General features: G+C 35.9%; 20 protein-coding genes. 10 read left to right on the forward strand and 10 right to left on the reverse strand.

Features of this window, described 5'->3' with window-relative positions; translation table 11 throughout:
- Window positions 1-12: 12 nt before the first annotated feature.
- Window positions 13-776 (forward strand): IS5 family transposase gene (locus Bandiella_RS02830; protein ID WP_323732753.1). Its coding sequence is split into 2 segments (ribosomal slippage): window positions 13-385 and window positions 385-776, totalling 765 coding nucleotides; the frame shifts between segments, so codons are not numbered across the junction.
- A gap of 5 nt (window positions 777-781) precedes the next feature.
- Here the strand turns inward: Bandiella_RS02830 and Bandiella_RS02835 are convergent.
- The 4 genes from Bandiella_RS02835 to Bandiella_RS02850 all read right to left on the reverse strand — a co-directional run bounded on the left by Bandiella_RS02835 (window position 782) and on the right by Bandiella_RS02850 (window position 5,876).
- On the reverse strand, window positions 782-2,872 hold the full coding sequence (locus Bandiella_RS02835) for a hypothetical protein (RefSeq protein ID WP_323733288.1): 2,091 nt from the start codon (window positions 2,870-2,872) through the stop codon (window positions 782-784).
- A gap of 84 nt (window positions 2,873-2,956) precedes the next feature.
- The gene (locus Bandiella_RS02840; protein WP_323733289.1) at window positions 2,957-4,042 is read right to left on the reverse strand and encodes an LptF/LptG family permease; all 1,086 of its coding nucleotides are present in this window, start codon (window positions 4,040-4,042) and stop codon (window positions 2,957-2,959) included.
- On the reverse strand, window positions 4,035-5,219 hold the full coding sequence (locus tag Bandiella_RS02845) for a 3-deoxy-D-manno-octulosonic acid transferase (RefSeq protein WP_323733290.1): 1,185 nt from the start codon (window positions 5,217-5,219) through the stop codon (window positions 4,035-4,037). Before Bandiella_RS02845 ends, Bandiella_RS02840 begins: the two co-directional genes overlap by 8 nt.
- A 78-nt stretch (window positions 5,220-5,297) precedes the next feature.
- Window positions 5,298-5,876, reverse strand: a complete 579-nt coding sequence (locus Bandiella_RS02850) for a lysophospholipid acyltransferase family protein (protein ID WP_323733291.1) — start codon at window positions 5,874-5,876, stop codon at window positions 5,298-5,300.
- Window positions 5,877-6,142: 266 nt separating this feature from the next.
- Between Bandiella_RS02850 and Bandiella_RS02855 the strand changes: the two genes are divergently transcribed.
- Together Bandiella_RS02855 and Bandiella_RS07490 are read left to right on the forward strand one after the other, a co-directional pair.
- Window positions 6,143-6,568, forward strand: coding sequence for an IS1/IS1595 family N-terminal zinc-binding domain-containing protein (locus Bandiella_RS02855; RefSeq protein ID WP_323732659.1), 426 nt, complete (start codon window positions 6,143-6,145; stop codon window positions 6,566-6,568).
- Window positions 6,517-6,861, forward strand: a complete 345-nt coding sequence (locus Bandiella_RS07490) for an IS1 family transposase (RefSeq protein ID WP_407651266.1) — start codon at window positions 6,517-6,519, stop codon at window positions 6,859-6,861. Before Bandiella_RS02855 ends, Bandiella_RS07490 begins: the two co-directional genes overlap by 52 nt.
- A 136-nt stretch (window positions 6,862-6,997) precedes the next feature.
- On the opposite strand, the gene nuoI is transcribed toward Bandiella_RS07490, so the two are convergent.
- Window positions 6,998-7,486 (reverse strand): NADH-quinone oxidoreductase subunit NuoI, encoded by a 489-nt coding sequence (nuoI, locus tag Bandiella_RS02860; protein WP_323733387.1) that lies wholly within the window; start codon window positions 7,484-7,486, stop codon window positions 6,998-7,000.
- Between the two features lie 150 nt (window positions 7,487-7,636).
- On the opposite strand from nuoI, the gene Bandiella_RS02865 reads away from it, so the two are divergent.
- Window positions 7,637-7,810 (forward strand): hypothetical protein, encoded by a 174-nt coding sequence (locus tag Bandiella_RS02865; protein WP_323733292.1) that lies wholly within the window; start codon window positions 7,637-7,639, stop codon window positions 7,808-7,810.
- Here Bandiella_RS02865 and Bandiella_RS02870 read toward each other — a convergent pair.
- Both Bandiella_RS02870 and Bandiella_RS02875 read right to left on the reverse strand, forming a co-directional pair.
- The gene (locus Bandiella_RS02870) at window positions 7,797-8,165 is read right to left on the reverse strand and encodes an IS1 family transposase (RefSeq protein WP_323733371.1); all 369 of its coding nucleotides are present in this window, start codon (window positions 8,163-8,165) and stop codon (window positions 7,797-7,799) included. The genes Bandiella_RS02865 and Bandiella_RS02870 overlap by 14 nt on opposite strands.
- Window positions 8,069-8,344 carry a hypothetical protein gene (locus Bandiella_RS02875; RefSeq protein WP_323733293.1) on the reverse strand — a complete coding sequence of 92 codons (276 nt, stop codon included), beginning with the start codon at window positions 8,342-8,344 and terminating at the stop codon, window positions 8,069-8,071. The genes Bandiella_RS02870 and Bandiella_RS02875 overlap by 97 nt, the downstream gene beginning before the upstream one ends.
- A gap of 147 nt (window positions 8,345-8,491) precedes the next feature.
- Between Bandiella_RS02875 and Bandiella_RS02880 the strand changes: the two genes are divergently transcribed.
- Complete coding sequence (locus Bandiella_RS02880) at window positions 8,492-9,196, forward strand: IS6 family transposase (RefSeq protein ID WP_323732571.1); 705 nt, start codon at window positions 8,492-8,494, stop codon at window positions 9,194-9,196.
- A 118-nt stretch (window positions 9,197-9,314) separates the two neighbouring features.
- Here Bandiella_RS02880 and Bandiella_RS02885 read toward each other — a convergent pair whose 3' ends face one another.
- Together Bandiella_RS02885 and Bandiella_RS02890 are read right to left on the reverse strand one after the other, a co-directional pair.
- Complete coding sequence (locus tag Bandiella_RS02885) at window positions 9,315-10,289, reverse strand: RluA family pseudouridine synthase (RefSeq protein WP_323733294.1); 975 nt, start codon at window positions 10,287-10,289, stop codon at window positions 9,315-9,317.
- A gap of 148 nt (window positions 10,290-10,437) precedes the next feature.
- Window positions 10,438-11,142 carry an IS6 family transposase gene (locus tag Bandiella_RS02890; RefSeq protein ID WP_323732571.1) on the reverse strand — a complete coding sequence of 235 codons (705 nt, stop codon included), beginning with the start codon at window positions 11,140-11,142 and terminating at the stop codon, window positions 10,438-10,440.
- A gap of 247 nt (window positions 11,143-11,389) precedes the next feature.
- Between Bandiella_RS02890 and Bandiella_RS02895 the strand changes: the two genes are divergently transcribed.
- From Bandiella_RS02895 to pgeF, 5 genes are all read left to right on the forward strand, one after another.
- A complete protein-coding gene (locus Bandiella_RS02895) occupies window positions 11,390-11,794 on the forward strand; it encodes an IS1 family transposase (protein WP_323733295.1) in 405 nt (134 codons plus the stop codon).
- Between the two features lie 207 nt (window positions 11,795-12,001).
- Entirely contained in the window at window positions 12,002-12,943 is a 942-nt protein-coding gene (locus Bandiella_RS02900; RefSeq protein WP_323733296.1) for a D-alanyl-D-alanine carboxypeptidase family protein, read from the forward strand.
- Entirely contained in the window at window positions 12,940-13,665 is a 726-nt protein-coding gene (locus Bandiella_RS02905; RefSeq protein WP_323733297.1) for an RsmE family RNA methyltransferase, read from the forward strand. The genes Bandiella_RS02900 and Bandiella_RS02905 overlap by 4 nt, the downstream gene beginning before the upstream one ends.
- Window positions 13,666-13,667: 2 nt before the next feature.
- Window positions 13,668-14,864, forward strand: a complete 1,197-nt coding sequence (gene gshA / locus Bandiella_RS02910) for a glutamate--cysteine ligase (RefSeq protein WP_323733298.1) — start codon at window positions 13,668-13,670, stop codon at window positions 14,862-14,864.
- Window positions 14,857-15,720 carry a peptidoglycan editing factor PgeF gene (gene pgeF, locus Bandiella_RS02915; protein WP_323733299.1) on the forward strand — a complete coding sequence of 288 codons (864 nt, stop codon included), beginning with the start codon at window positions 14,857-14,859 and terminating at the stop codon, window positions 15,718-15,720. Before gshA ends, pgeF begins: the two co-directional genes overlap by 8 nt.
- Before the next feature lie 355 nt (window positions 15,721-16,075).
- Here the strand turns inward: pgeF and uvrA are convergent, their stop codons facing one another.
- A complete protein-coding gene (gene uvrA / locus Bandiella_RS02920; protein ID WP_323733300.1) occupies window positions 16,076-18,934 on the reverse strand; it encodes an excinuclease ABC subunit UvrA in 2,859 nt (952 codons plus the stop codon).
- Window positions 18,935-18,954 lie beyond the last annotated feature (20 nt).

The raw sequence follows: 18,954 nt of genomic DNA on the forward strand, positions 1-18,954 counted from the left end.
TCAGGAGTAAAAATGGATTTAGGGCTACATAGGCATGATATAACAGATAATATGTGGGATTTGATAAAGGATCATTTGCCAGGAAGGGAAGGTACGTGGGGAGGTTTGGCACATAATAACAGAAGATTCATTAACGCAGTATTTTGGATATTAAGAACAGGTTCTCCCTGGAGAGATTTGCCTTCAGAATATGGAGGATGGAAAAATACACATAAAAGATTTTGCAGATGGAGAGACAAAAGGATATGGGAGGCTTTATTGGAGATATTTGTGAAAGAACCTGATATGGAATGGTTAATGATAGACGCAAGTCATAGTAAAGTGCATCCACATGCTTCAGGTGCAAAAGGCGGCAATCAAGATATGAGTCGTACAAAAGGGGGCTCAATACAAAGATTCACCTTGCCTTGGATTCACATGGTATGCCACTCAAAGTTATTATCACAAAAGGCTCAGAAGCTGATTGCAAGCAGGCTGTTAATCTTATTGAAGAGATGAAAGCTGAGTACTTACTAGCCGACAGAGGGTACGATGCTAATTACATAATTGACCATGCCCAAGAATTGGGCATGAGCGTTGTTATTCCTCCTAAAAAGAACAGAATCACCCAGAGAAAATACGATAAAGATTTATACAAAATAAGGCATATTGTAGAAAACACCTTTCTTCATCTTAAAAGATGGAGGGGAATTGCAACCAGATATGCTAAAAATTCAGCTTCTTTTCTTGCCGCAATTCAGATTAGATGTTTATCTCTTTGGCTTAAAATCTCATGACGACATTATCTAGTAAGTGCTTCTTGCATATCTTTATTCTCGCCAATAAATTTAACTAACCTAAAAATCAACGTAGCATTTTCGCTACCCAGCATATCAACCAAAGCTGATTTTAACTGTGCCGCCTCTTCATTTCCAACATCTTTTAAAAGAGCTGCTGCCAATTTCCCTATATCAATTTTGGTATTGCTCAAGTATTTATCAACATTATCTTTAATAGATGGCGTGCTTTGAATCACCCTATTCACAAGAGAGCTAATAGCATCAGCGTTACCATTTAAATAATTTTTCAGCCCCAAATTTGTTCCAGCAAGCTCATTTATTTCACGCAATATTTCAAATGGCCTATCTCTTAATGCATAAATGTCGCCCAACCCCTTAGCATCACCCAAAAGATATGGTATAATCCCTGTTATTAAGTTTACTTCCTCATCTTTTAAATTCAACCGTTGCAATACCTCAAGCTTTTTAAACATAGCACTAACAAGCGAGGCATATGCTTGACCGTTATTTTTAAGATATTCCTGTAAATCTTGGTTTTCACCGATCAACGTAATCACCTTGTTGATTAACAATTCTGTTTTCCCATCGTTCATGCATTCTAAAATATCTTTTGCCTTCTCTGGGGTCTTTACAAGTTCTTTTATTATATTTAGAACTGCTTCGCCACAACCGAAATCCTCACACATGTTTTTTAACATGGGAACATTGTTGATCACCCCTATTGCAATCTCTGAAGCAATTTCTGGATTTTGTGCGAAAGCTTCTTTCAAGTCCTTATTTGCACTCAAAACTCCCATTAAACCCTCAGCCCACTGAAACAATGCCTGGTTCCTTATTGAATTAATAGTGCTTTCCAACTTCGCAGGCTCTTTGAGAAGAATCGGTACAGCATCTAAGAGTTCATCCGTGACACCAAAATTTTTCAGCGTTTGGTCTATTGGTTGTCCATTTTTAACTTCTTTAAAATACTCAATAAGATTACTCCCCTCCCCTCTTAATACGCCCTTCAAATTATCATTTTGGCCATCAGGCTGGTCAGCTATAATTCCAACAACATTTTCCGCCAATCTCATATAATCCGGGGAATTCCTTAAAAACGCTGTGACTGCTTCCTTGGTAAGCTCTTCATCGCTCTTTTGATTTTGCATTTTGGCTTTCTCAAATCTTAAGTAGTCACTAATAAATCTGTCAAGAGCTTGGTTCTCTTGATCTAATTTCCTTTGAGCGTCTCCCTCTAAAGCATTGATTTTAACCTCGTACCGCTTTATTAATATATCCTGAGCAGTAGAGATGTCAATTTTCTCTGGTAATAAGGAATTTATTTTAGTTTTGGGAAAACCAGTCTTCACCATTTCTTCTATGAGTTGTTTCCTGAGGGCGACAGGATCATTATAAACATTTGCGATATTTTGTAACCAGTTCCTCAGTCCCTTTTCAAGCTGTCCATTTTCATATATAACATAATTTTGAATAAATTTCTCTCTATCTAAAGGGGTTATGTTAAATTTGAAATAATTGTTCAATAACTCTTCTCTCAACACTTCGCGGCTTTTTTTATCACCCAAAAGCTCCAAACCAGCATTCGCAACATTTCTTAACAACTTGCTATTTTTATCGTCTGCAGGTAATGCAAATAACTTTACCAATCCTTTAACTATCTCTTTATTTTTCCCAATTTGTTCCAGTAGCTGCGTTTTCTCCACCAAAAGCTTTTGCATTTCCGGTTCTTTGATGACAGAAGCAAGTTTATACAGCGGGTATGAGAATGGTTGGAATGACACCAGTGTAACACCAAACAGGCGTAAAGGCGATGTTATCAGCGCCAGTCCAAACTTAGTAGCTTCAACAGCAACCAAACCAGCCGCAGCTGGAATTCCAAGCACAAGTGCAACTGGTGTACCCAGCATCACTTTACCCCAGGTTGGCAGAGATAAAAAAGCCTTAACTGGGGTTTTTATAGAATCGATAATTTTAAAAACAGGTACGGTTCGTAAAAATCCATCAAAACTTCGGGCATATTCGTCATATTCCATAAATTTTTTCGATTTCTCTTCTTTGTCTTTTTGTACCAAATTATTAACCAGATCACTCATAAAAATCCATTATTTGAAAAATAAATTATACAGTGAATCTTATGATTACCCCTTTAAAACCCACCACAGATTCTAAAGCCTAATTTAGTTTTTACGAAACATCAAGTATGAAATTAACGTGTTAAATGTGATAACTGGAAATAAAACAGCCAAAATTACTGATATTTGCCCGGAAGAACCTAGTGCATGAACAAAGTTAGTGGAAAAATATATAGTAAAGCCTGTTACTAAACAAAACAATGGAGATAAGTCTAATTTTTTTCTATGAGAAACGTTGTAGCAATAAAAATAACTTACCATAGCCATGCTTATAAGAAAAATTGGCGAAAAAACTTCTTTCAAGAACTGCATTATATATTTTGTTGAAGATAGTCCTGAATCATCCGCTATTTTTATAAACTCTAACAGTTGAAAGAAAGATATAGTTTCTATAGAAGTTAGATTTTCAAAAATTTGTGATATGGAAATTTGAATCGGCAAGGTTATTGTTGGCATAGACTGTATTTCAAAATCCCGATCAATTAAAGTTGCATCTTCTGCAATGATTTCATCTTGCATAAGTAAAATTTTCTTAGCGGAGACTTGTTTTTGTAATGCACCGGTTTTATCGATGATGAATATGTTCGTGTCGTGCATAGTTTTAAATGCCTGCGAAACCCTTAAGGCATTGATAATGACATCATCCTCTCCAAGTTTATTTTTAAGCCATATCCCAGATTTTGAAACAGCAATCAAACTTACTTGCTTTTTAAACTTATGAGCCTCATAATTTTGATACTTACGTAGAAACATAGTGCCGACTGGGTTGATAAGAACCACATTGATAATTCCAAATACCAAAACGGCTGATAATACGGGGATTATTATATTAAAGCTGGACATACCAACGCTTTTTGCTGCAATAATTTCATTATTTTTATTTTTTATATAAAAGAATATTAGTGATGAAACCAAAACAATCATTGGTACCACCTGGCGGAGACTGCTATAATTTTTCATCAAAGCAAGCTTTATTAATACTGGTAATTTTAGCGAATATTTGGAGGTGATACGTAGTATTTCCAATAAATCAAACAACAGTATAATAAGAAAAAAAGCAGCTAAGGTAAAAAACAACGTCTTAAAGTAATCTACGAAGTTTCTTTTAAAATACGTTTTAGAACTAACCATCTATGTAACTATAAATTGTTTCAATTGCCTTTTTTGAAACATCTTCGTTGCTTTTAGAAAGCGCTTTTGCATTGAGCATCAGCTGATTCCTATATTTAGAATCCTGAAAAAGACTAAACAGCTCCTTCTGAAGCTCATCTATATCATTTACTATGCATATAGCTTTGTGTTGTTGAAATTCATCCACCGTTTCTTTAAAATTTGAAGTATATGGCCCAACTATTATCGCAGTCTGAAGTTTTGCTGGCTCTAAAATATTGTGTCCTCCTAAATTCTTGAGCAAAGAACCTCCAATAAATGCAATTTCAACAGCTTTGAAATAGTTTCCCAACACTCCAAATGCACCGATCAGCAACATCTCACTATCATCTTGAAAATTATTGATATCTGTAATAAAGCTCATACCATAATTTTGGGCTATGGTCTTTACCTTTTCTATCCTATTTGGATGGCGTGGAATGATGATTGTAAACAAATTAGGCACCTGCTTTTTCAGCTTTTGATGCATTTTAATAAGCATTTCTTCTTCACCATTATGGGTGCTGACTGCCAAAAAAACATTGTTATCCTTTAGTTTTTCCTTAAGAACAGCAACAAGCTCTTTGGAGTAACCAAGTGGTGGAGATGAATACTTAAAATGGCCTATAAGTTCAAGGTTGTCAGGGGTAAAATGAGAAAACCTATTGTAGTCCAACTGACTGGCTGGAAATATAACAGAAAATTTTTTCAGCAGTCGAGCGATAGATTTTTCGAATAGCTTCCAATTTTTAAACGATCTATCAGAGAGCCTACCGTTCAATAACAACAGCGGTATATTTTTTGTTGTTTCATTAATAATATTTGGCCACAATTCGGATTCAATAAATACTGCAACCTTAGGATTCCAATAGTTCAAAAAATTTCTGATAATAAAAGCAAAATCCAGTGGAAGAAATTGATGGACTGCACCTAAAATTCCGTGGGATTTGAAAATTTTTGCGGATGTTTGGGTGGCAGTCGTAACTAAGCACGTGATGTCATTTCTCTCAGCCAATATCTTTTTGACTAATGGTATAGCAAGATTAACTTCCCCAACGCTTACAGCATGAAACCACACCACCTGCTTGCCTGACCGCTTGTTTTGGCAGATTGTGAATCTCTGCAGTATGCTTGTGATGCTTTCTGTTCTTTTAAACAACCTAAACATCATGCATAACAAAACAAATGGAAGAAGTAGAACAGATAAGATTTTATATATTCTCATAACAATTGCTAATCAGACTTGTATTTCACATATGGAATCTAATGCTTGCATTTGCTCTAACATTAAATTTTCCAATTTTTGTTCGTTTCTCTCTTTAAAATATACTGGTAGCGAGATATTTACAAAAATTTTTGAAAAAGGTAAAGGTATCATGAATTTATCCCAAGTGTTTAATATTTTCACTTTAGTTGAAGAAAACGATACATGGATGATTGGGATGTTAAACTTTGCAGCTATATTTGTAATGGCGCTATTAACCTTATATCTAGGGCCTCTTGGGCCATCTGGTATTATAACTATCCTTTTATTATTGGATATATCTTTGACAATTTGTTTGGTAGCTGACATTCCGCCTTTATAGGTTGACCCTCTAATTGTTTTATGTCCGTATAGATTTATGAATTTATCTATATACTTTCCATCATTATGTATGGATGTTAAAACCTTAAAAAAGCCATATTCCTGCATAATTTTAGGAAATATCAATATTCTTCCATGCCATAACGCCACGAAACACGTTTTTTGTGATTCTAATACAGCTTTTGCACCATCATCAATTTCCACTTGAATTTTTGATGTTAAAAATAGCACTTTTAGGTATAAATGCACCGTCCTTGCCACGCAAGATATAAAAAAATCTAAACGTAACAAGCCTTTCAAAAGCTGCTTTATGTATTTTTTTTGCTTGGCCAGATGCTTGTATCATTATATCTGAATAATATCTTGTATCATTAACCCAAATGAAAAACTTATGTCAAGCCCTATTTTACAGATGACTGGGGAGTGTTTTAAAAGGGATAGGAAAGAAGAAAAGAATGTGATATAAGGAGAGGGAAGGAAAAAAAAGAAAGGGAAAAATGGAGAAAATAGAATGTAAATATTGCAAAGGGAAAGGGGTATCAAAAAATGGATATGCAAGGAAAAAGCAGAGATACAAATGTAAGAGTTGTAATAAAAACTTTACAGAAGGAGATGGTAGGAAGAATTGGAAATATGGTAATAAAGAGAGGAGCATGGTGATAAAGATGTATCTAAATAACTGCGGAATTAGGAGGATAGCTCACATATTAAATATCCCGTTAAGTACAGTATTTTATTGGATCAAACAAGCAGGGAAAGTAGTAGATGAGATGGTGACGAATCAAAAGATAGAGGGAGATAAGAGGCGTATAGAGATATTAGAGATGGATGAGCTATATACATACGTCAAAAAAAAGAGAATAAAACAAGAATATGGACTGCTGTCGATAGGGACAGATTCAAAACTGTTGCGTTTAAAGTAGGTTCAGGTGATAAAGAAAATTACGTAGATTTAGCTCGTGAGCTAGGAGAAAAATACCAAATTCGTTATATGTGTACAGATGGGTATGAGGTCTATTGTCATTATAAAATTGCTCAAATACATCTGCAGACAAAGTCTGAAACTTGTTTGGTTGAGAGCTTCAATTCCTCCTTAAGGGATATGCTTGCTAGATTAAATCGCAAGACTAAACGCTTTAGCAAGTGTTCTGAAATGCTAAGATTATCCCTTGTTTTATTTTTTAACAAAGCTTTAGCTCTTTCTATCTATTTATGAACACTCCCGATGACTGCTATTACGCTGCCTGCAAAATTACTTATATACCAAGATTTACTACTTTCCCCTGTTTTCTAGGATGGGGGAAACATAAAACTCTCGGATAACAGTATACTGTCCAATGAGCCCATTATTATCAAGGTTTAACACACGACTTAATGTTGTTAGAAATCACATCTTCCCATACTTTTCCATTATCCAACAATTTTTCTTTACTGCATAACAATTCAGCATGGCTTTCTGTTGCGTACTCAAAGTTTGGCCCTTCAACAATTGCATCAACTGGACAAGCCTCCTGACATAAACCACAATAAATGCACTTAGTCATATCAATATCATACTTTGTAGTTCGCCTACTTCCATCATTCCTTGCTTGGGCTTCTATTGTGATGGCTTGAGCAGGACAAATTGCTTCGCATAACTTGCAAGCAATACAACGCTCCTCACCGTTTTTATACTTCCTTAAAGCATGTTCTCCCCTAAATCTTGGGCTTATGTAACCTTTTTCAAATGGGTAATTCAAAGTAACCTTTCTCTTAAAAAGATATGTCAAGGTAACCCACATACCTTTGAGAATCTCAAATAACAAGAAGGACTTTATATATAATTTTAATGGACGAATCATTCTATTTACAATGCTCATGGCATATGTCAGATAGTAGACAAAACTCTAACAAAGTAAAGAATTTAGTATCATTAAAAAAAATTTTTTTGGCTAAGTGGACTTATAACTAAAATTATAGTACCCTTGCGGTGGATTTAGTGTGGATAAAGTATGAAAAAAGACAAAGCTCCAAATTTAAAAAACATGCTGGATGAAGTGCAAAATCTAAAGTCAGAGATGTGCGCGCAAAGAATTATTGATCTGTGGGATTACAAAAACTTATGCCAAAGAGAAAATTTTATAATAGATTTAATTAAAGAATTTCAGAGTGTTAGCCAAAGATAGATATAAAATTGCCCTGCTCACTTAGGAAATTATTGTTATCCTCAAAATGTACCCAGAGCTTAATCGTAAGATCGACAACTTCTTCAGATTTTGAAACTACCTTTGTTTTTCTGGTCATTCTTGCAATTCTGTGCCTTGTGTTTGAGTTATTGGACTCAATTGAGAGTGTATGTTGTTTGCCAACAACATGTTGATGGCGAGGTATAACCTCTGAATAAACAGACCAATCGTCTGTGTAATAAGTGCAATTATCTCTACTTATGATTTTCCACAATTTTCTAAAGGTTGTAACGTTACGCTTACCAACCACCCAGGCAACAACTCTCTTGAGCTCCCTACTATAGGCTTTCCATATCCATAATTTGTTTTTTTTGAATCTACAAAATGCCACATCTCATCTATTTCAACTTCTCTCAATTCTTCCGGCACTGTTGGTCTTGGTATCTTTTTAGCATACAGTATTATCCACTTATATACGCTAGTATGAGCTACTTTAAATAATTTCCCTAGCCATCTAAAGCTACTTTTTCCCATGATGGGAGCGTTGAAAGATAAAATAAGGATAAATGTGATGGTTTGATTTAAGGAAGTTTGGACCATGGTCTAAAAAAATGGTTCTGTCGCATCTGTTGAAACACATAAGAATTTTTGATATTCTGAAAGAAATAGTTGCTGGTAATAATGTTTAAAGTAGACCCAAAATTAATGAAGTATTTTAAGAACCATGAATATGGCGCAGAAATCATTATGGTATCGCTGTATATGAAAGGAAGATATTCTTTAAGTTACAGAGAGATAGAAGAGATAGGCGGGTTGAGAGGACTCAACATAGATCACGCCACTCTACAAAGATGGGTAGTAAAGTTTATGCCAATACTTGAAGGAAGATTCAGAAAAAGAAAAAAGCCAGTCAACGGCAGCTGGAGAATGGACGAGACATATATCAAGGTTAAAGGTAAATGGGTCTATTTGTATAGAGCAGTTGATAAATACGGGGATACCATAGATTTTATGCTAAGAGCAAAAAGAGATAAAAGGGCAGCTAAAGCGTTTTTCAGGAAAGCAATTAAATCTAGTGGCCAGCCTATAAAGGTTAATATAGATAAAAGTGGCTCTAATACTTCTGCTTTGAATTCGATCAATAAGCCATTATCTAAAGAAGACCAAATAGAAATTAGGCATAACAAATATCTAAACAATAGGATAGAAGGCGATCACAGATTTGTAAAGAAACGAACTAGACCGATGCTTGGTTTCAAATCCTTTAGAAGTGCCGCCAGGACTATTGCAGGAATAGAGCTCTTGCACATGATTAAAAAAGGACAACTTGCTGACAATGACAATTATAATTCTGACTTTGATAAATTTCTTTCACTAACTGCTTAATGGAAAAATATACAAATAATTTGAAAGTTTTTGCATCATATTACAGATGCGACAGAGCCAAAATGACGATGCCAACTTTTAAAAGACGCGAGCAATCTAATTTCTTAAAATCTTATGATTACCTATCCACCTGTAACAAATCTATCAGGCTTTTTATTTTTCTATCTATGGGGATTTCAAAAATCATCGGTTTTTGTGTTTTTGGATGATAAAACATTAATTGATGAGCATGAAGGGCTTGTCTTCCTAACAATCTAATTTCCTCTACTACTTGCGAAGATACAATTCCCACATTAAAGTTATAGTAAATTGCGTATTTTTGATCGCCCACTATTGGATTATTTTTATATTTCATGTGCACTCTAATTTGATGAGTTCTTCCAGTTTCAAGCTCGCATTCAACCAAACTAAACATTCTATTTTCAAAAACCTTAAGCACCCTATAATTTGTGACAGCAATTTTGCCAACAGCGCCACCCACAACCCGCATTTTTGTTGGATCTTTTTTACATGGAGCGATGTTGGTAGCTATCTGCCCCATCACCGGATTAGGAACGCCATAAGTTAGAGCCAAATATTTTCTTTTGACTTTTCTTTCCATAATCTGGCCACACAGATATAAATGCGTTTCATTATTCTTTGCAACCAACATTAATCCAGATGTATTTTTGTCTAATCGGTGAACAATCCCAGGCCTTGTCTCTCCACTTGCGGATGATAAGTTTTCAAACTGCGCAATCAGTGCGTTGGCCAATGTGTCATTTTGAGTATTGGCACCAGGATGCACTGTAAGGCCAGCAGGCTTGTTTATTACAAGTAGGTCCTCATCTTCATACACCACATCAAGATTAATATGATATGGCTTTAATGTTGTTGGCTTTGAATGAATAGTTAAATTTATTCTATCACCGCATTTTATTTTTTTACCACAATTTTTTTCTACGTTATTGTTTAAATAAACGCTAGAATTAAGAATTAAAAATTGGATTTGTGATCTGGTTCTTCCCCCTAACTGAGAGGTGATGTATTTATCAATCCTTTCACCCCCCTCCCCTTCCTTCACTTCAAAACTATATATTTCTCCTTCCGCCATAATCAGATTATAAATAACAACTAGATAATGTCGTCATGAGATTTTAAGCCAAAGAGATAAACATCTAATCTGAATTGCGGCAAGGAAAGGGCTCTGTCGCATCTGTAATATGATGCAAAAACTTTCAAATTATTTGTATATTTTTCCATTAAGCAGTTAGTGAAAGAAATTTATCAAAGTCAGAATTATAATTGTCATTGTCAGCAAGTTGTCCTTTTTTAATCATGTGCAAGAGCTCTATTCCTGCAATAGTCCTGGCGGCACTTCTAAAGGATTTGAAACCAAGCATCGGTCTAGTTCGTTTCTTTACAAATCTGTGATCGCCTTCTATCCTATTGTTTAGATATTTGTTATGCCTAATTTCTATTTGGTCTTCTTTAGATAATGGCTTATTGATCGAATTCAAAGCAGAAGTATTAGAGCCACTTTTATCTATATTAACCTTTATAGGCTGGCCACTAGATTTAATTGCTTTCCTGAAAAACGCTTTAGCTGCCCTTTTATCTCTTTTTGCTCTTAGCATAAAATCTATGGTATCCCCGTATTTATCAACTGCTCTATACAAATAGACCCATTTACCTTTAACCTTGATATATGTCTCGTCCATTCTCCAGCTGCCGTTGACTGGCTTTTTTCTTTTTCTGAATCTTCCTTCAAGTATTGGCATAAACTTTACTACCCATCTTTGTAGAGTGGCGTGATCTATGTTGAGTCCTCTCAACCCGCCTATCTCTTCTATCTCTCTGTAACTTAAAGAATATCTTCCTTTCATATACAGCGATACCATAATGATTTCTGCGCCATATTCATGGTTCTTAAAATACTTCATTAATTTTGGGTCTACTTTAAACATTATTACCAGCAACTATTTCTTTCAGAATATCAAAAATTCTTATGTGTTTCAACAGATGCGACAGAACCTAAAAAATACAGTAGCAGTAAATACGTTAAGAATGGTAATATGGAAGTGTTGCCATAAGATAGATAAGATGCTAAAATGAATATAGCGAGCAACAAAGAAAATAGAAATATGAATACAGTAAAAAGATACCAAGACCAACAGTGCCGGAAGAATTGAGAGAAGTTGAAACAGATGAGATGTGGCATTTTGTAGATTCAAAAAAAACAAATTATGGATATGGAAAGCCTATAGTAGGGAGCTCAAGAGAGTTGTTGCCTGGGTGGTTGGTAAGCGTAACGTTACAACCTTTAGAAAATTGTGGAAAATCATAAGTAGAGATAATTGCACTTATTACACAGACGATTGGTCTGTTTATTCAGAGGTTATACCTCGCCATCAACATGTTGTTGGCAAACAACATACACTCTCAATTGAGTCCAATAACTCAAACACAAGGCACAGAATTGCAAGAATGACCAGAAAAACAAAGGTAGTTTCAAAATCTGAAGAAGTTGTCGATCTTACGATTAAGCTCTGGGTACATTTTGAGGATAACAATAATTTCCTAAGTGAGCAGGGCAATTTTATATCTATCTTTGGCTAACACTCTGTTATAGAAAAGATGAAAACATCTCATGGATAGACACCCAAGTCTCAATAAAAGGATAGGATATATGAGTGATAGGCACTGGGAGCTTATAAAAGCTATGCATAAAAGTGAAATTGTAACCCCCCATAACAACTTCTTGACATAAATGGCTTGCTTTGATAGATATTTTGGTATGCTATAATTCTAGAGAATGAAATACCATTGAGAAAGTTCATAATACATTGTCTGTTTTTTGCACTTTTCTGTTTTAATGCTATATTATGCTATTCAGGCTCTTCAATACAAAGTTCATCTAAATATGCAAGCATAGTTTTAAATGCAGATACCGGGGAGGTGATGTATTCGAAAAATGCACATCATAAAAGATACCCTGCTTCGCTCACAAAGATGATGACGCTATACTTAGCATTTGAAGCTTTGCAAAAAAAGAAGCTAAATCTTGGACAGAGCGTGACTGTGTCACAAAAGGCAGCTAGTATGCCAAAAAGTAACATAGCTTTAAAAGTAGGACAAAAAATTACGATTCGTCAGGCTGTTTATGCGCTTATCGTAAAGTCTGCAAATGACGCAGCTGTTGTGTTGAGTGAGGCAACTGCAGGTAACGAAGCAAAATTTGTAGCCCTTATGAATAAAAAGGCTAAAGAACTAAATATGCATAATACAAACTTCCAAAATTCCCACGGCTGGCATAATGATAGGCAATACACAACCGCACATGACCTGTCATTGTTGGCTTCTGCCTTGAGAAAAGACTTTCCCAATTACTATCATTTGTTTGCGATGAAGTCTTTTATGTATAAGGGAAAAAGAATAGAAGGGCACAATAGAGTGTTAAGTAGGTATAAATGGGCTGACGGATTAAAAACGGGCTATGTCGCTGCCTCTGGTTTTAATTTAGCAACTTCAACAAAGCGCCCAGAGGGTAAGCTTATTGCAATTGTGATGGGGGGACAAACTGCCAAAGCAAGAGATGATCACATGATACATTTGCTCAATAGTGTATACAGCAAAATACAACCTAATAAAAGGCATAAAAAACAGCATATTATAGCTAAAAAAAGGCAATACATCTTCATGTATGCTACCAACTCACATAAAAAAACAAGCTCTGCAAAAATCAAAGCTACACGTCGAAACAAATGAGTGCTCTTAGGTTGTTTTTAGCGCCATCAATTGTCAAAGACCAGCAAATTAGGTTGGAAAGGGAAAACATTCATTATCTGCTAAACGTAATGAAAGTCAAGAACCAGGAAGATGTTTATATATTTAACGATAAGGATGGGGAATGGCTGAGTAAGGTGGATATAATATCTAAAAATAATGTATTCCTGATTCCCACTATAAATATAAGGATGCCATCCAATCTTTCGAAAATAATCCTAGCCTTTTCATTATTGAAAAGACAAAACAACAGTTTAGTCGTACAAAAAGCCACAGAATTAAATGTGCGCGAAATATACCCTATTGTTACTAAGAGGTCGATTGTACGTGATATTAATATTGAAAAATTTTATTTAGTTGCAAAAGAAGCGGCTGAACAATGCAATAGACTTGATATTCCAAAAATTCATAATATCTTAAGCATAGGTGAGCTTATTACGAAAGCTGAAAATGCCAACCTAATATTATGCGATAACAAGCAAACGTCAGAGGCGGTTCTGAAATTGGAAAAAAAATTAAATTACCAAAATGACTCAGCGATCTTAATCGGTCCTGAGGGTGGTTTTTCCTCACAAGAAGTGGAGCAACTTAACTGTTTGGCAAACTGTTATAATGTAAGTTTAGGTGAATTAACTTTAAGGGCAGAAACTGCAGCTATAAGTGCTATGTTCGCAGTACAAGCAATGTATGATTTACATAAGTAAATATGAATAAAGAAAGTAATAACGCTGTTTTAGAACTGAATAATTTTCTTTCTCAAAACAACAAAAAAGTCAATGATTGGTTGGACAGCAAAACATTAGAAACCACCCCAGTCTACTCGTCAGTGGACATCAGAAATGCCGGCTTTAAAATTGCCCCGGTGGATACTAATCTGTTCCCTTCTGGGTTTAATAACCTGGGTGTGGATTCAATAGGGCTTGCAATACAGTACTTCAACGTTTTTTTTAAGAAACACTTTCCCGAAGTTAAGAGATTGGCTGTAGTGGTGGAAGCTTTTACTAGAAACGCAAATTACCTCGATCATCTAAAAGTTCTTTTAAAAATTTTAAATAATACTGGTTTAGAGATAAAGTTCGTCTCGCTTCATGGTGAATCGTCAGATTATGCAAAAGATATGGGAGTTGAAATTTTTCAGGCTAAACGAAGTGGAAGAACTTTAACGGTTAGTAAGAATTGGATTCCAGAGCTGGTACTTTTAAACAATGACCTCACAGAGGAGGTGCCAAATGAGTTAATGGACTTAACGATTCCCGTATTACCTGATATAAAATATGGTTGGCATAGCAGAAAAAAATCCTGTCATTATTATGAATACAATGAATTGGTTAAGCAATTTTGCCAAGAGTTTTCCATTGATCCATGGATTATCTCCACCTATTTTACGCAATGCGAAAACGTGAGCTTTAAAATGAAGGAGGGACTGGAATGTATTGCACACAATGTGGATAAGCTTGTGGTAAAAATTCAGCAGAAGTACAACGAGTACCACATCAAAGAAGAGCCGGTTGTTTTTATAAAAGCCAATAACGGGACTTTTGGCAGGGGAATTATTTCTGTAAGAAATGGGGAGGAAATATTAAACATTAATAAAAAGCTGCGGAACAGTCTTGACGTGATAAAGGGCAGTGTCACAAACTCTCAAGTAGTGATTCAAGAAAGCATCAGTACTATAGAGATGATTGAAAATTACCACGCTGAAAATATAATCTATATGGTGGATAGGAAAGCAGTGGGAAAATTTGCCAGATATAACATACACAAAGGTGTAAGCCACAACTTGAATTCCAGAGGCATGTTTTTCGCCCCAAGTTCAATGGCAATGATGCCATCGGAAGTTTTTACAAGCACCCTTGCGACTATTGCCGTTGCGTACGAAAATATTGAATATACACATGAGTGAAATATGTATAAAATCTGTTTTATTGGATGGTCTCGGGGTACAGCATGGTTTTTTTACAAGAAAAGGAGGCTATAGTAAAGGACCATATAGTAGTCTCAATTGTAAATTTGATGTTGGTGATCTGAACCAAAATCTGGAACGAAATTTGCAAGTGGTTGCCGATTCCTTAGATATCGATCTGGCCAACATCACGTTGTTAAAACAGATACACTCCAGTACGGTTGTGCAGGCAGATAATAGTATTAATCAATTGACGGGAGATGCTGTTTTTACAAAACGCGCTAAAAGCGCGGTTGCTGTTGTAACAGCGGACTGTGTGCCCATATTGATTTGGGATGATAAAAATAAAATTGCCATGGTTGTGCATGCTGGGTGGAGAGGAGCATATGGCGGTGTTATACAAAATGCCATTAGTAAAATAAAAGAATTCAAGGAACCGAAAATCTATGCTGCAATAGGGCCATGCATAAGGCAAGTGCATTATGAAGTGGAAGAAAATTTCCGCCAATTATTCATCAAACAAAATCAGTACAATGAAAAATATTTCGTCAGTTCAATCAATGGATTTCCATCAAAAGTTGGGGCTGATTTGACGACACGATTCACAATAAAAACTTGTTTACACATGGAGTCTAACGAAAAAAAGTTTTTATTCAATTTACCAAAATATTGCTATGACATATTGCTTGAGAGTGGAGTTCAAAATATAGACGATTTAGGCATCGACACATATTCAAATGAGGAGCATTTTTTCAGCTGCAGAAGAGCGCAGCATAAAAATGAGGTAAGCTTTGGGTGTCAAATCTCTATTATGGTTGCCCCTCAGGCAGTTCGTAATATCTTGGTTAGAAGTTAGACAATCCCTCCGTCAAAAGTTGAATTTCAAGCATATTTTGACGGAGGAGCTATTATATTCTGCGTCTTTTAAAAGTTGGCATCGTCATTTTTACGCTCTCGCATTTCATCACGTACTTTTATAAGCTCCTCATGCTCGGCACTCAATTCCTTGGCAATTCTTAAAATACTTTGAGTATACCTCTAGTAAATCAAGAGTTGATGAAATTTATAGACGACAGAGAACTTGGAAAAGAGCGAGGAATACGAGTGATAAGCATGAGGAGCGTACAAAAGTACGTGACGAAATGCGAAGTCCGAAGTATTTTGACGCCAATTTTTCAAGTTATCGGAGTATCTATAGCGGTCTTTGATTACTACCTGAGCTTATCAGCTAAGTACTTCCCTGTTAAACTTCCCTTGCTCTTGGCCACTTCTTCAGGCGTACCTTTTGCCACTACCTCTCCGCCTTTTTCACCACCGTGAGGACCGATATCTATAATGTAATCCGCTGTTTTTATAACATCGAGGTTATGTTCTATTACAACAATTGTATTCCCCATATTAACCAGTTCATGCAGAACTTTTAATAGATTTTGTATATCATGGCTATGCAACCCTGTTGTGGGTTCATCTAATATGTATAATGTTCTTCCTGTGGACTTTTTTGAAAGCTCTTTTGCAAGTTTTATTCTTTGAGCTTCACCACCCGAAAGTGTTGTTGCAGATTGTCCAATGCTTATGTAACCCAATCCAACTTCATGCAACGCTCTAAGCTTTTCATTGATGAGGGGCAGGTTTTCAAAAAACTTAAGCCCTTCATCGACTGTCATCTCAAGGACATCAGATATAGTTTTGTCATTGTACTTAATCTGCAAAGTCTCCTTATTATACCGCTTTCCATCACATTCTTCACACTTGACGTACACATCAGGTAAAAAATGCATCTCTATCTTTAGCAACCCATCTCCCTCACACACCTCGCATCTTCCACCCTTTACATTGAAAGAGAATCTTCCCGGCAAATAACCACGCAGTTTTGATTCTTTTAATCCTGCAAACCAGTCTCTGATTGGTGAAAAAACACCGGTATACGTTGCTGGGTTAGACCTTGGAGTTCTTCCAATTGGCTGCTGATCAATTTCAATGACTTTATCTATATTTTCCAGCCCACGTATCTCACTATACTCACCGCATTCTATATTGCTATGATGCAATTTTTTCATAACCACACCATATAAAGTTTGCAATACTAAACTGGATTTGCCACTACCAGAAACACCAGTGACCGCAACAAAATTCCCAATAGGAATATCCACATCAACGTTTTTTAGGTTGTTAGTAGTGACATTTTTTATATGTATCACCTTGTTCTTATTGTACCCCCTTCTTTCTTTTGGTACCGGGATAAAATATTCCCCCGACAAATATTTTCCGGTTAGACTTTCAGGATTTTTAGCCACCTCCTCAGGAGTGCCTTGAGCCATAATCTCCCCACCATTCACTCCTGCATATCTTCCAATGTCAATTAAGTAATCAGCTTGCCTCATCGTATCTTCATCATGTTCCACAACTAAAACAGAGTTTCCCAAGTCTCTAAGCTCCTTCAAGCTATCTATCAACTTGTCGTTATCAGCTTGATGTAAACCTATGGATGGTTCATCCAGTACATAAAGCACTCCAGTTAAGCTTGAACCTATCTGAGAAGCTAACCTGATTCTTTGACTTTCTCCACCAGAGAGCGTTGAGGATGGCCGATTGAGGGTTAAGTAATCCAATCCCACATTGATCAAAAATTTCAATCTTCTCTCGATTTCTTTTAAAATCAATTTTGAAATTTTCACTTGCATGGAATCAAGCTCCTTATTTAGCTTCTTAAACCATTCATGTGCCTGATCTATTGTCAGCTCTGAAACTTCGCCTATATGCTTGTTATTGATTTTCACGCATAACGAGTCTTTTTTCACCCTATAACCTGAGCATTCACGGCAATTAACTTGAACTTGATATTTGGAAAGTTCTTCAATCATATAGCTACTTTCCGTTTTTTGGGCTTTCTCTTCCAGGAGCGGGATGGCTCCTTTATATGCTTTGCTCACAGTTGACATTCTGTACCCGTCTTGATAAGAAAATTTTATGATTTCCTCACCACTTCCATATAGTATCACTTTCTGTATGTCAGTTGGTAAACTTTCAAATGGTATTTCCGGGTTAAAGTCATAATGCTTGGACAAAGCATCTATCAGACTTTCATAAAACTTGTCTTGGGCATTAGAGTATCTGGAATTTTTCTTTTGCCAAGGAGCAATTGCTCCTTCAACTAAAGAGAGGGTTGGTTTTGGTATTACTAATTTTTCGTCAAAACTCATTATTTTACCAAACCCATTGCACATACTGCATGCCCCATAAGGGCTGTTGAATGAAAAAATTCTGGGCTCAATTTCAGGCAAAGAGAACCCAGAGACAGGACAAGAAAACTTTTCAGAAAAGATAATTATCTCCACCTTATCACTTTTTGTATGCTGAACTTCTGCATATAGCTGCCCTTTTGATATTTTTAGAACACTCTCAACACCATCAACCAACCTGTCCCTTGAATCGCCCTCAATCTTTATCCTATCAACCACAAGTTCAATATCGTGCTTTTTATTTTTGTCGATATGCGGCAGCTCATCAAAATCGTAATACTTACCATCCAACTTAAGTTTTTCATACCCCAATCGACGATATTGTAACAAATCTTTTTTGTGTTCACCTTTCTGACCACGCACCACAGGAGCAAGCAATATCACATTACTTCCCTTTGGTAACCTCATAAGCGCATCCACCATTTGCGTTGCACTTTGTTTCTTGATGGGCAGTCCAGTGGCAGGAGAATACGGTACGCCAATACGTGCAAATAATACCCTTAGGTAGTCATAAATTTCTGTAGCAGTTGCAACTGTTGATCTAGGGTTTTTTGAAGCAGCCTTTTGATCTATGGCAATCGCAGGAGACAACCCATCTATCGATTCAACATCTGGCTTGCCATGCATTTCCAAAAATTGTCTTGCATATGAAGAAAGGCTTTCCACATATCGCCTCTGACCTTCAGCATAAATTGTATCAAAAGCCAAAGATGACTTGCCCGAACCACTTACCCCCGTAATTACCACCAAACTATTTTTTGGTATGTCAATATCAAGATTTTTTAAATTGTGCTCCTTCGCACCACGTACTAGAATATAATTATGCATTTAATTTTTAATTGAGTGTT

The sequence above is a fragment of the Candidatus Bandiella woodruffii genome (assembly GCF_034359465.1).
Taxonomy (GTDB): Bacteria; Pseudomonadota; Alphaproteobacteria; order Rickettsiales; family Midichloriaceae; genus NDG2.